This is a genomic window from Arcobacter rhizosphaerae (genome assembly GCF_049472155.1).
In the GTDB taxonomy this organism is placed as follows: domain Bacteria; phylum Campylobacterota; class Campylobacteria; order Campylobacterales; family Arcobacteraceae; genus Arcobacter_B.
Genome location: NZ_JBMOVW010000004.1, coordinates 28758 through 42514, shown reverse-complemented (window position 1 = coordinate 42514; position 13757 = coordinate 28758). Strand labels below are relative to the sequence as shown.

Annotated in this window: 11 protein-coding genes; all 11 read left to right on the top strand. The window is 24.9% G+C overall.

Annotated features, from left to right (window positions below; translation table 11 throughout):
• Nucleotides 1-1310: PAS domain-containing sensor histidine kinase (locus ACH5BH_RS07735; protein ID WP_423297967.1), on the top strand; the 1310-nt coding region annotated here is incomplete at its 5' end.
• Between the two features lie 144 nt (nucleotides 1311-1454).
• Nucleotides 1455-2483 carry an ABC transporter substrate-binding protein gene (locus ACH5BH_RS07730; protein WP_423297966.1) on the top strand — a complete coding sequence of 343 codons (1029 nt, stop codon included), beginning with the start codon at nucleotides 1455-1457 and terminating at the stop codon, nucleotides 2481-2483.
• Entirely contained in the window at nucleotides 2480-4636 is a 2157-nt protein-coding gene (locus ACH5BH_RS07725) for an ATP-binding protein (protein ID WP_423297965.1), read from the top strand. Before ACH5BH_RS07730 ends, ACH5BH_RS07725 begins: the two co-directional genes overlap by 4 nt.
• 64 nt (nucleotides 4637-4700) lie before the next feature.
• Nucleotides 4701-7277 carry an ATP-dependent Clp protease ATP-binding subunit gene (locus tag ACH5BH_RS07720; RefSeq protein ID WP_404305359.1) on the top strand — a complete coding sequence of 859 codons (2577 nt, stop codon included), beginning with the start codon at nucleotides 4701-4703 and terminating at the stop codon, nucleotides 7275-7277.
• Between the two features lie 64 nt (nucleotides 7278-7341).
• Nucleotides 7342-9087, top strand: a complete 1746-nt coding sequence (locus tag ACH5BH_RS07715) for a sensor histidine kinase (RefSeq protein WP_423297964.1) — start codon at nucleotides 7342-7344, stop codon at nucleotides 9085-9087.
• A gap of 49 nt (nucleotides 9088-9136) precedes the next feature.
• A complete protein-coding gene (gene rpmH, locus ACH5BH_RS07710; RefSeq protein ID WP_404305355.1) occupies nucleotides 9137-9271 on the top strand; it encodes a 50S ribosomal protein L34 in 135 nt (44 codons plus the stop codon).
• The gene (rnpA, locus tag ACH5BH_RS07705; RefSeq protein WP_404305830.1) at nucleotides 9259-9594 is read left to right on the top strand and encodes a ribonuclease P protein component; all 336 of its coding nucleotides are present in this window, start codon (nucleotides 9259-9261) and stop codon (nucleotides 9592-9594) included. The genes rpmH and rnpA overlap by 13 nt, the downstream gene beginning before the upstream one ends.
• Nucleotides 9591-9938, top strand: a complete 348-nt coding sequence (yidD, locus tag ACH5BH_RS07700) for a membrane protein insertion efficiency factor YidD (protein WP_404305354.1) — start codon at nucleotides 9591-9593, stop codon at nucleotides 9936-9938. Before rnpA ends, yidD begins: the two co-directional genes overlap by 4 nt.
• On the top strand, nucleotides 9916-11523 hold the full coding sequence (yidC, locus tag ACH5BH_RS07695; protein WP_404305352.1) for a membrane protein insertase YidC: 1608 nt from the start codon (nucleotides 9916-9918) through the stop codon (nucleotides 11521-11523). The genes yidD and yidC overlap by 23 nt, the downstream gene beginning before the upstream one ends.
• A gap of 9 nt (nucleotides 11524-11532) precedes the next feature.
• A complete protein-coding gene (locus ACH5BH_RS07690) occupies nucleotides 11533-12402 on the top strand; it encodes a Jag N-terminal domain-containing protein (RefSeq protein ID WP_423297963.1) in 870 nt (289 codons plus the stop codon).
• 1 nt (nucleotide 12403) lies between these two features.
• Complete coding sequence (mnmE, locus tag ACH5BH_RS07685) at nucleotides 12404-13747, top strand: tRNA uridine-5-carboxymethylaminomethyl(34) synthesis GTPase MnmE (protein ID WP_423297962.1); 1344 nt, start codon at nucleotides 12404-12406, stop codon at nucleotides 13745-13747.
• The last annotated feature ends 10 nt before the right edge of the window (nucleotides 13748-13757 follow it).

Genomic DNA, 13757 nt, shown 5'->3' with positions numbered 1-13757 from the left:
TTTTATTAATTATTATAAGTATTTGTATTATTTCTTTAATTGTATTATTGTTTATTAATAAATATTTGAAAAAAATATTTTCTAAACTTGATAAATTTAAATCAGAATTTAAAAATATTTCAAATGGTCAATATCAAAATAGTGTTACTTTTACAAGGTTTATTGAATTAAATAGTTTTATCAAGTCTTTTGATAAAATGCGAATAGAGTTAAATAAAAGGGAAGATATTTTAACTCAAAACTTAGAAAACTTTAGACTTTTAGTGGACTCTACTATGGAAGGAATTGTTATTCATGATAAAGAGTCATGTTTAACTGTAAATAATTCTGCTGTTAAAATATTAGGTTATGATAATAAATCAGACTTAAAAGGTAAAAAAGTACTTAAAATAATTCCTTCTAAATACAGAAATGTGATAAAAGAATGTTTTAGAAAAGATGTTAATATAGATGAACCTAAAGAGTTTAAACTTTTAAAAAAAGATAATTCTATTATTTATGTATTAGCTAAGGATAAAGCAATTTATTTTAAAAATAAAAAATTAAGAATTACTTTGTTTTTGGATATAACAGACTTAAAAGAACAACATAAAATAATAATGGAACAATCAAAGTTTACATCTATTTCTGAAATGCTTAAAAATATTGCACATCATTGGAGACAACCTTTATCAACAATAAGTGTTTTATCTTCTGGTATGAAACTTGAAAAACAACTAGATATATTAAATGATAAAAGTTTACTTGAAGGATTAGATAAAATCAATAAAACTACAAAAGAGTTATCTTCAATTATTGATAAGTGTTCAGCATATTTTGAACTTAATAAAAATCAAGAAAGGTTTAATTTGATAGAAAGTTTAAATTCTACATTACTTTTTATTGAGCCTTTACTTCAAAAAAATGAAATAAATCTAGTTTTAAGACATAGAAATAAAGAACTTTTTATCAATGGATATATAGCAGAATTCTCACAAATTATCTTTAATCTATTAGAAAATGCAAAAGATGCAATATTGAATTCAGGTGTAAAAGATAAGTATATATTAATTGAAACAAAAAAAGTAAATAATGATATAGTTTTAAGAATTCAAGACTCAGGTTTAGGAATAAAAGAAAATAAAATTCATAAAATCTTTGAACCTTATTTTACAACTAAAGAACAAGAAGTAGGTTCAGGTATAGGTTTATATATGGCACATTATATTATTACAAAACACATGAAAGGTAGTATAAAAATCAAAAATAAGGATTTTTTAATAGAGAATAAAAATTTAAAGGGCTTAGAGGTTTTGATACAACTAACATAACAAATAGAATATAATTAGGATAAAAAGTATATAATGTATATATTTTTTTAAGGTATTATATATATGCAACAGATGATCAAATTTATGGTGGCTTTTTTCCTTTTTTTAATTTTAATAATTTATTATCTTTATTCAGTAAACAAAATGCAAAATATAAAAATAGGATTTGTAGGTTCTTTGACTTCAAAATATTCAGTTTTAGGAAATGCTATGATGAATGGTGTTCTTTTAGCATTTGATGAAGTTGATTATAAAGTTGGAAATAAAAATATTGAATTAATTTTTAAAGATGATAAAAATGATCCAAATATTAATAAACAGATTATAAATGATTTTATAGAAAATGACATTAAAATTGTAATAGGTAATGTAACAAGTACCATGTCAAAAGTTTCTATGTCCATAATAAATAAGCATAAAGATATGTTTATGATTTCAGCCGCTTCTGCTAGTAATGAATTTACTGGTAAGAATGATCAGTTTTTTAGAGTTCATGTAGCTAATAATCCTTCTCGTTTTGATTCTTTTTCTGAATTTATAAAAGAAAAAAAATATGATAAAATTTATGGGATTTATGATCCTAAAAATAAAACATATACAAAAGATTATTTAATTAATTTTGAAAAAAGTCTTTTTTCTAAAACAGGTAAAAAACTTTTAACATACAATACAACAGATGTAAATTTTGATGAATTAGTTAAAGATATAAAAAATAAAAATCCTAACTTAATTTTAATGTGTGCAAACTCGATTGATTCTGCTAAAGTAATACAATATTTAAGATTAAATCAAATAAAAACAAAAGTAGCACTAGCTGAATGGGCAATGACAAAATCTTTTTTAGAAAATGCTGGGAAATCATCAGAGGGTGTACTTTTTAATATAGATTTTAATCCTAAATCTAAAAAAACAAATTACTTAAAATTTGTCAAAGCTTACAAAGATAAATACAATTTAGAACCTTCTATTTATGCTTCAAAGGCTTATGAATTAGCTCAAATACTAATAGAAGTACTTAAAGAAGTAGAGGAAGATAAAGTAAAAGAATATTTATTGAAAAATAAAAAATTTAAAGGTTTGATTGATGATATATTTTTTGATGATTATGGAGATGTAGTTAGAAATTATTATACATTTGAAATAAAAAATGGTGAGTTTGTAATAATTAAATGAAAAAATCAAAAAGTTTAAAAAAAGAAATTTTATTATTGCTAATATTAATTTGTGTTACAGTTATTGTAATCACAGGAATATTTTCAGCTTTTAATCTATATAAGAATAAACTTAATAGCATAGATCATAATCAAGAGCAAGTATTAATACAAGTAGAGTTTGAAATAAATAACTTTATTGATAAAATTATCAAAATATCTAATTTGTTAAAATCAAATTATGATAGTGATAATTCTATTATTGAAAATATTGTAAAAATTGATAGAAATGTCACAGCTATATTAGTTTTAGATGATAAGGGTACTATAGTAAACTTTTCTGCTTTAAATAATTTAAATATCTATAAAGGCTTTGATTATTCTAATAAAAACTATTTTAAAAATCTAAATGATGAAAAAAACTCTTACTGGTCAAGTGTTTTTTTATCAAGCATTGATGATGAACCTTCTGTATCTTATAGTTTTAAATATGAAAATAAGGTTTTTGTTTTTCTTATAAATTTTGAAGATATCTCTAGTTTTATAAAAAGGTTTAAAAATATAGATAAATCACACATGATTAGAGTTATTGATAAAGATGGAACAATTATTATTAATCCAGATAATGAAGATATGGTATTACAAAGATTTAATGCAAGTTATTCTGATGTATATACTAGTTTAATAAATAAAGTAAAAGCTTATGAACAAAAAAAATTTAAGCCTATAAAAGGTAAGAAAACTCAATATGGTACATACATAAATATTGATAAAACTAACTGGAAGGTAATAGCAAGAGAAGATTATACAAATGTAATAAGTGCTTTAAGTAATATTATGTATATAACTCTTTTTTTTATAATTATATTTATTTTAATTTCAATTTATTTTTCTTTAAAAATGTCTAAAAAGATATTTAAAGTTTTTGATCAATTAAAAAATACAACTACAAAAATATCTAATGGTAATTATGAGATAAAAGTTCCTAAAAGTGATTATATTGAGCTTAATAATTTTATCAATAGTTTTAATGTAATGCAAAAAGAGATTGATAAAAGAGAAGAATACCTTGAAGCATCTCTTGAAAGTTTTAAGGCCTTATTTAACTCAACTCTTGAGTCAATAATATTAATAAAAAATACAAAAATCATTGATGTAAATGATATTACATTAAATCTTTTTGAAGCAAAGGGAAAAGAAGATTTTATAGAAAAAGATATTTTAGATTTTATTGATAGTAAATATAAACTTTTAATGAAAGAAAATATAACTAAAAATACTGAGCCTTATGAAATTGAATTTATAAAATTTAATGATGAAAAAATTAATACCATAGTTCAGAGTAAATGTCTTAAGTTTTTAGGAGAAAATATTAGAGTAACAGCAATTATTGATATTACAGAAATAAAACAAAAAGATAGATTACTTTTTCAACAATCAAAAATGGCATCTATGGGAGAAATGATAGGAAATATAGCTCATCAATGGAGACAACCTTTAAGTGTTATTACTACTTGTGCTAGTGGAATTAGGCTTGAAAAAGAAATGCAAACTTTAAATGATGAAAATTTTGAAAAAAGTATAGAACATATTGTTGATAATTGTAAATATTTATCTAAAACTATAGATGATTTTAGGAATTTCTTTAAACAAGATAGAAAAATAGAAGAGTTTTGTTTACATACTTATATTCAAAAAGTTTTAAAACTAGTAAGCTCTAGCCTTAAAAACAATGATATTGATATTGAACTTGATTTTGAAAGAGAACAAATATATTTAAAAGGTGTACCTAGTGAGTTTATGCAAGTTTTTATAAATTTGATAAATAATTCAAAAGATGCTTTTATACTAAACAATATAAAAAGAAGAAAAATTATAATAAAAACAAAAAGACTAGAAGATAAAGTCTTAATCGAAGTTACTGATGGGGCAGGAGGTATAAAAGAAGAAATAATTGATAAAATATTTGAACCGTATTTTACAACTAAACACAAGTCAAAAGGTACAGGAATAGGGCTTTATATGTCACATCAAATTATTAATGAACATTTTAAAGGGAATATTGAAGTTAAAAATTGTAGTTTTATGATTGACAATAAAAGTTATAAGGGAACTAGTTTTATTTTAGATATTCCACTTAATAAAAATGAATATATTTTAGATTATATAATATAACTTGACAAATAAACACTCAACTTGCTATAATTTTATTAGCAGTTAATATAAAGGAGTGCTAAAAATGAATAAATTATTTGAAAAGTTAACTAACCAAATGGCAGAAAGCATTGATTCATCAGTTGCTTTAGCCTTACATAATAAGAATCAAGAAGTTGAAGTAATTCATTTTCTTTGGGCTTTATTAACAAATACAAACTCAGTTTTAAACCAATTATTAAATAAAATGAATGTTGATAAAGCAGCAATTGAACTTGAGGCAAAATCTTATGCTTCAAAATTATCATCAGTTTCTAGTGTTACAAAAGAGAATATTAAACTATCAAGAAATTTTGTTACAAGTTTAGAAAACGCAGAAGGTTTAATGGTTAAAAATGGTGACAAGTTTATTGCTGTTGATACTTGGCTTATTTCAAATTTTGATTCTCAAGTATTAAAAGATGTACTAGGTAAATATATTAATTTACTTGATGCAAAAAAACAACTTGAAGCAATGAGAGCAGGAAGTACTATTGATAGCGCAACAAGTGATGAAAATTTAGAAGCCTTAGATAAGTATGGAATTGATTTAAATAAAAAAGCTATAGATGGAGAGCTTGATCCTGTTATAGGTAGAGATGAGCAAATAAATAGAATGATGCAAATCTTGATTAGAAAAACAAAAAATAATCCAATTTTATTAGGTGAACCAGGTACTGGTAAAACAGCAATTGCAGAAGGTTTGGCTCAAAGAATTGTAGAAAAACAAGTTCCTACAAGTCTTCAAAATAAAAAAGTAGTAACTTTAGATATGAGTGCATTAATTGCAGGTGCTAAATATAGAGGTGAATTTGAAGATAGATTAAAAAAAGTAGTTGATGAGGTGAAAAAAGCTGGAAATATTATACTTTTTATTGATGAAATTCATACGATTATTGGAGCAGGTGCTAGTGAAGGTAGTATGGATGCTGCAAATATTCTAAAACCATCATTAGCAAGGGGAGAACTTCATACAATTGGTGCAACTACATTAAAAGAATATAGAAAATATTTTGAAAAAGATGCAGCAATGCAAAGAAGATTTCAGCCAGTAAATGTGGATGAACCAAGTGTAAATGAAGCACTTCAAATTCTAAGAGGTATAAAAGAAAAATTAGAAACACATCATAATGTAACGATTAATGATAGTGCTTTAGTAAGTGCGGCTAAATTATCAAATAGATATATTACAGATAGATTTTTACCTGATAAAGCTATTGATCTTATAGATGAAGCAGCAGCTGAGTTAAAAATGCAAATAGAGAGTGAACCTATAGCTTTATCTAAAATAAAAAGAGAAATTCAAACAATAAATGTTGAAAAAGAAGCTCTTAAAATGGAAAAGTCTAAGAGAAATGAAGAAAGACTTATAGAAATAGAAAAAGAATTAGCAAACTTAAATGAAGAAATGCAAAATCTTGAAGCACGATTTGAAAATGAAAAACAGACTTTTAATGCTACAAGTGAATTAAAAGCAAAAATTGATCAATTAAAAACAAAAGCACAAAGAGCAAAAAGAGAGTCAAAATTTGAAGAAGCTGCTTCAATTGAGTATGGTGAAATACCAACACTTGAAGCAAAAATCAAAGAAAATGAAGAAAAGTGGAATCGAATGCAAGAAGAGGGAACACTTCTTAGAAATTCAGTAGATGAAGAAGCTATTGCAAGTATTGTTTCAAGATGGACAGGTATTCCTGTAAATAAAATGATGGATAGTGAAAAACAAAAAGTATTAAAAGTCGAATCTGTTTTAAAAGAAGATGTAATTGGACAAGATGACGCACTAAAAGCAATTTCAAGAGCTATTAAGAGAAATAAAGCCGGACTTTCAGAAGATAGTAGACCAATTGGTTCTTTTATGTTCCTTGGACCTACAGGAGTTGGAAAAACTGAATCAGCAAAAACATTAGCAAGATTCTTATTTGATGATGAAAAATCATTAATTAGATTTGATATGAGTGAGTATATGGAGAAACATGCTGTTTCAAGGTTAATTGGTGCAGCACCTGGTTATGTTGGGTATGATGAAGGTGGTCAGTTAACAGAGGCGGTAAGAAGAAAACCATATAGTGTAATACTTTTTGATGAGATTGAAAAAGCACATCCAGATGTATTTAATATTTTACTTCAAGTTTTAGATGATGGAAGGCTAACTGATAATAAAGGCGTTACAGTTGATTTTAAAAATACTATTATTATTTTAACATCAAATATTGGAAGTGCGAAAATTATTGAAATTGAAGATAAAACTAAAAGAAAAGATGAAGTTTTAAGTGATTTAAAATCTCATTTTAGACCAGAGTTTTTAAATAGACTAGATGATATTGTAATATTTGAACAGCTAAATTTAGATGCGATTACAAATATTGTTGATATATTATTTGAAAATATTAGAAAAAAAGTAGAAGAAAAAGATATTGAAATAAATTTAACTAATGAAGCAAAAGAATATATCGCAAGAGTAGGTTTTGATCCTGTTTATGGAGCAAGACCTTTAAAAAGAGCAATTTATGAAATAGTTGAAGATAGACTTGCTGATTTAATACTTGAAGATAAGATAACACAAGGTTCAAAGATTACTTTTGGTATCCAAAATGATGAAATTAAAGTGGATATAGAATAATTTTTATATTATATTAAAAACAACTCTTTTTTGTTATAATAAAAAAAACAAAAAAGAGTTACTTATGTTTAAAAATGAAAAAGATATTGTAAATCTTATAAAATATTTACCTGCTTTATTAATAATCCTTTTTTCTTTTTTTATTACAAGTTTTTTATACAATGAATATCAACATAGATTCGAATTAGAATTGAAAAATTTAGAAAAGAAATATATTGAATTAAATAAAAATGAAATTGAATTTGAAGTAAAAAAAGTTATTGATACTATTAATTATGAGAAAAAAATCTCTTTTGAAAGATTAAAAAAAAATCTAAGAGAACAAGTTAATAATGCTTATAAAATAGCCCTTTCTATTTATAAAAACAACAAAGACAAATCAAAAGATGAAATCAAAAGAATGATTAAAGACTCATTACGAGATATTAGATTTAACGATAATAGAGGTTATCTTTTTATATATGAAATGAGTGGAAAAAATGTCTTACATCCTATTAAACCAGAGCTAGAAGAAAAGGACTTATGGAATTATCAAGATAAAAAAGGAACTTTCTTACTTCATGAAATGAATAGAATACTTAAAAAACAAAATTCAACTTTTTATTCTTGGTATTGGACAAAGCCTGATAGTTTAAAAGAGTATGAAAAGATAGGCTATTTTAAATTATTTGAACCCTTAGATTGGTTTATTGGAACAGGTGAATATCTTTATGATGCGCAAGAACAGTTAAAAAATGATATTGCAGAATCAATCTCTAAAATTAGATATAAAGAAAATGGTTATATTTTTGCTTTAACTTATGAAGGAAAATTTTTGAGTTATTATTTAGATGGTTTTGTAGGTAAAAATATAAAAGGTTTAAAAATAAATGATGATGTAGTTAAAACACAAAATGAAATGTTGAAACTTGCCAAAAATGGTGGAGGTTTTATTTCTTACGTTCATAATCAAAAGCCAAATAGTGATAATAAGGTATCAAAAATTAGTTATGTAAATACTATTAGAGAATGGGAATGGATTATAGGAACAGGCTTTTATATGGATGATTTGTATATGCAAATAAATGAAAAAAGACAATTATTAAAGCAATCAAATCAAAAGTCCCTATCTAAACTTTTAGTAATTAGTATTTTTATAACAATTCTTTTATTAGTAATATTTGTTTATATTTCAGCTCTTCTTGAAAAAAAAATAAAAGCTTATCAACTTGAAATACAAAAGAAAATTGACGAAAAACTCAAACTCGATAATATTTTATCTCATCAATCTTTAGACATATTTAAAGACTTTTTTAAACCTAAAAAAGATTTTGAAGAGTTTTATATCAAAAAAACTTTTGATAAAACCTTTGAATTAGTTAAGTATCAACTTGATAATAAATATATCAATGTTGTTTCAGATATTTGTAATACAAAAATTAAAAGCTTAGAAAATGAACTTATTCAAGTATTTATAAATATAATTTCTAATTCAAAAGATGAATTAATAAGATTAAATACAAAAAGATATATTAAAATTGAATGTCAAAAGAAAAATGAATTTTTAGAAATTAGTTTTTTAGATAATGCAGGCGGTATAGAAGATAAAAATATACAAAAAGTTTTTGAACCACATTTTACAACGAAACATGATAATGATGCCTTAGGTATAGGACTGTTTATGTGTAAAGAAATAATTGAAAATCATTTAAATGGCAAAATATTTGTTCAAAACAGTGATTTTTTTATAGAAAATATAAAATATAAAGGTGCAAAATTTATTATTAATTTGCCTTTAAACGACAATAAAACTAATGTAGATTTAAGTTAGGTTTAACTATAATCCGCAACTTAATTAGTGAATGTAGAGGAAAACTATCATGAAAAGAACATATCAACCACACAATACTCCTAAAAAGAGAACACATGGTTTTAGAGTTAGAATGTCGACTAAAAACGGAAGAAAAGTTATTAAAGCAAGAAGAGCTAAAGGTAGAAAAAGATTAGCTGTTTAAGCAAAAAACATCGACTAAATAGTCAAAGAGATTTTAACAAACTATATAAAAGCGGCAATAAGTGGCATACAAGCTCCTTTGTCGCTTTTTTTAGTTCTGACACAAATTTAAAAGCTGCTTTTGTTACTTCTAAAAAAGTAGGTAACGCAGTTTTAAGAAATAAAGCTAGACGAAGATTAAGAGCTTTATTTGCCTCTTATGAAAATCAAATTCAAACAGGTAAATATATTTTTGTTGCTAAAAACAATATAAATGAAAATGATTTTAATAAACTTAAAAAAGATTTTGATTTTGCCTTTAAAAGATTAAACCTTTTCAAATGAAAACAATATTTAAGTATTTAATAAGGTTTTATCAAAGATATTTAAGTGTAATTTCTTTTGGTTCATGTAGATATTACCCAACATGTTCACAATATGCACTATGGCAACTTGATAATAATACATTTTTTAAGGCTATTTATTTTACAATTACACGCGTATTAAAATGTAATCAACTTTTTGATGGTGGGTTTGATTATCCAGTTATTTCAAAAAATAGAATTAAAAAAGTGGATTATAAAAAAATAAAAGTCGTTTATTGGTTTGTGCCAACAAATGACAATAAATTTATTGTAGTTAAAAATCGGGAGTGGAAAAGTAGGAATGAACAATATGAATCAAAATAACGGTATGCAAAAACGAATGTTAATTATGACATTGGTTGTTTTTGTATTTTTTATCGCATACGAATTTTTAGTGTTAAAACCTCAAAAAGAGGCGAAAGAAGCACAAGCAAAACAAGAACAAGTTGCAAATGCAAAATCAACACCAGTTGAAGGAATGAAAGAAACTGATGTTTCAGGTAATCCTATAGATATGTCAAAATCTGTTCAATCACTATCATCTAAAGCAATTGCCACACAAGATATTATCACAGTGATTAAAACTGCTAAAAATATAATAGAAATAGATAGCAAAGGTAGAGTAGCACAAGTTACATTATCAGATACTATTTATAAAGATGAAGAAAAACATCAAATTAAGTTATTTGAAGCTAATCAATTAAGACCTTTAGAAGTTAGATTTGCAGATACAAATATTAATGTAAAAGCTTTTAACGTAAATGCAGTAGCAAATAAGAAAGAAATTGATGCTCAAAGTAGCAAACAAGAATTAATTATTACGCAAGATTTAGGTGAAACAGTATTAACTAAAAAATTTACTTTCTATCCAAATGGACATTATGATTTAACTACAAGTTCAACTAATGGTAAAAAATTCTTTATAACAAATGGTTTTAGACCAAATGTATTAGCTGATATGTATGCAGATCATGGTTTATATTTAAAATTAAATGATGGTACTATGGATCTTACAGAAGATGGAGATTTAGAAAAAAATAAAAATTTTGAAGGTATAAAGTTTGTTTCAAATTTTGATAGATACTATGCTACAGTAATTTATAACTTTGAAAGATCTCTTGCTTTAACATTAATGCCAGATAACGAAGGTAATCCACAAGCTTTTATTCATGGAGGAGATAATATTTCTTTTTCAGGATATATGGGGCCTAAAAACTTTAAAGATCTTAAAGCATTACATCCTGAATTAACAGATGTTATAGAGTATGGATGGTTTACATTTATAGCTAAGCCTATGTTCTTATTACTTCAATTTATTCAATCTTATGTAGGTAACTGGGGTTGGACTATTGTTGTATTAACAATTTTAATTAAACTTGTTTTATATCCTTTATCTTATAAAGGTATGGTTTCTATGAATAAGCTAAAAGAATTAGCTCCAAAAATGAAAGAAATCCAAGCTAAATATAAAGATGATAAACAAAAACAATCTATGCACATGATGGAACTATATAAGAAACATGGTGCAAACCCAATGGGTGGATGTTTACCACTTATTTTACAAATCCCTGTATTCTTTGCTATTTATAGAGTTTTATTAAATGCTATTGAGTTAAAAGGTGCAGAATGGATTTTATGGGTAGAAGATTTAGCTGAAATGGATCCATATTTTGTATTACCAATTTTAATGGGTGCTTCAATGTTCATTCAACAAAAGATTACACCTAATACAATGCAAGATGAGATGCAAAAGAAGATTTTCCAAATGTTACCAATTGTATTTACATTCTTCTTCTTATGGTTCCCAGCAGGTTTAACTCTTTACTGGTTCGTAAATAACGTATTTACAATTGGACAACAGTATTACATTAACAAATTGTTCGAGAAAAAAAGAGCTGCAAAAAAATAGGGATTTACTATGAAAAAATTTGAGGCTAAATGTTTAGAAGAGGTTTATGAATTAGCTACCGCTGATTTTAATTGTTCTATTACAGATTTAGAGATTGAGATTATCCAACAGCCAAGCAAGGGGTTCCTTGGCTTTGGAAAGAAGAAAGCTATTATTCAAGTTTGTTACAAAAATAATTGTAATACTTATGAAAAAGATCATTCTAATAACTCTTTTGAAAAAAAAGATATTAAAATTGATGATTTTTCAAAAAGAGTAGAAGACTCAAACACTCCAAAAGAAATAAAAAAACAAGAGGATGTAGTTCCTTCTCAAGTTAGAAAAGTAGAATCAAAAGAAAAAATATTTGATAACTTTTATAATGAAGATGAATCACAAACTCAAGTTTCAAACTTAATAGTAAAAAAAGATAAACAAGATATTTTAGATGAAGTAAGAACTGGTATTAATACTTTATTTAGTGAAAGTTGTTATGGTATTGAAAATATTAAAATAGAGTTTTATGATGAAGAGACTTTATATATTGAATTTACAGGTGAAGATTCAGCTTTACTTATAGGTAAAGAAGGATATAGATATAAGGCTTTATCATACATTTTATTTAATTGGATAAATGAAAAATATGGTTTAATGCTAAGATTAGAAGTTGCTGAGTTTTTAAAAAATCAAGAAACAGCTATTCATGCATATTTAGAACCAGTTATTGAAACTATAAAAGAAAAAGGTATGTTTAAAACAAAACCTTTAGATGGAATATTAGTACATATCGCACTTAAAAGATTAAGAGATGAATTCCCTGATAAATATGTTGCTGTAAAAACAAATGTTAGAGGCGACAAGTATGTACTTGTAAACGAATATAGAAGTAAAGAGCAATAAATTGTTATTAGATGATAATACGATAGTTGCTATAGCAACTGCCAATGGAATTGGTTCAATCTCTATAGTTAGAATTTCAGGGCAAAATGCCCTTGAAATTGCTTCAAAAATTACCAAAAAAGAAAATTTCAAACCTAGACTTGCTACATTAAGTACTGTATATAATAGTAAAGATGAGTTAATTGATGAATCTTTAGTTTTATATTTTAAAGCACCTTTTTCATTTACGGGGGAAGATATAGTTGAGTTTCAATGTCATGGTGGAATTGCCATAGCAAATATGATTGTGAATGAAGTTTTATACTATGGTGCAAGGATGGCAAATCCTGGTGAGTTTTCAAAACGTGCTTTTTTAAATAATAAGATAGATTTATCAAAAGCAGAAGCTATATCAAAAATGATAGAAGCAAGAAGTGAAGATGCAGTTAAACTTTTAGCAAAACAATTAAAAGGTGAGTTAAGTAATTTTGTAAATGATATTAGAGAAGATTTACTTTTTATGTTGGCATATACAGAAGTTTCTATAGATTATGCAGAAGATGATTTACCTAATGATATTTTAGAACAAATAAAAAATAAAATTGATAAAATCCAATTAAAACTAAATGAAACTTTAGATGCAAGTAAAAGAAGAGAAGGAATGATTGAAGGTTTTAAAGTAGCAATTATTGGTAAACCTAATGTTGGAAAATCTTCATTGTTAAACAAATTATTAAATTTTGAAAGAGCTATTATTTCAGATATTGCTGGAACTACTAGAGATACTATTGAAGAATCGGTAAAAATAGGTTCTCATATAATTAAAATAGTAGATACAGCTGGTATTAGAAATGCAAGTGATGTTATTGAGCAAATAGGAATTGAAAAGTCAATTGAAGCAATAAATGAAGCTGATATTGTTATTGCATTGTTCGATAATAGTAAGATATGTGATAGTGAAGATGAAAAGATTATTTCACTATTAGAAGAAAATTCACATAAACAAATAATAAAAGTTTTAAATAAGACAGATTTAGATAATCATTTTGACAAAAATAAAATTTCAAATTTTATAGAATTATCTACAAAAAATAGTATAAAAAATTTAGTTAATAATATTGAAAATATTTTAGACAACAATACTCATAGTGATGAAATGACTCTTATTTCAAAAAGACAAGTGCAGGCTGTAGAAGATACTTTAAGTCATATTAATACTTCATTATTTCCATTAGAAAGTGGAGAATTTGAATTTTTTGCTCATCATATAAAAGAAGCATTAGAAGCTATTTCAAATATTACAAGACCTTATGAAAATGATCAGATGCTTGATGTAATGTTTGGGGAGTTTTGTTTAGGTAAATAAAAAGAGTTAA

Excerpts from the sequence above, each read along its gene's own strand:
- ACH5BH_RS07730 (WP_423297966.1), top strand. The coding sequence starts at position 1,455 with ATGCAAAATATAAAAATAGGATTTGTAGGTTCTTTGACTTCAAAATAT.
- ACH5BH_RS07725 (WP_423297965.1), top strand. The coding sequence starts at position 2,480 with ATGAAAAAATCAAAAAGTTTAAAAAAAGAAATTTTATTATTGCTAATA.
- ACH5BH_RS07720 (WP_404305359.1), top strand. The coding sequence starts at position 4,701 with ATGAATAAATTATTTGAAAAGTTAACTAACCAAATGGCAGAAAGCATT.
- ACH5BH_RS07715 (WP_423297964.1), top strand. The coding sequence starts at position 7,342 with ATGTTTAAAAATGAAAAAGATATTGTAAATCTTATAAAATATTTACCT.
- rpmH (WP_404305355.1), top strand. The coding sequence starts at position 9,137 with ATGAAAAGAACATATCAACCACACAATACTCCTAAAAAGAGAACACAT.
- yidD (WP_404305354.1), top strand. The coding sequence starts at position 9,591 with ATGAAAACAATATTTAAGTATTTAATAAGGTTTTATCAAAGATATTTA.
- yidC (WP_404305352.1), top strand. The coding sequence starts at position 9,916 with ATGAACAATATGAATCAAAATAACGGTATGCAAAAACGAATGTTAATT.
- ACH5BH_RS07690 (WP_423297963.1), top strand. The coding sequence starts at position 11,533 with ATGAAAAAATTTGAGGCTAAATGTTTAGAAGAGGTTTATGAATTAGCT.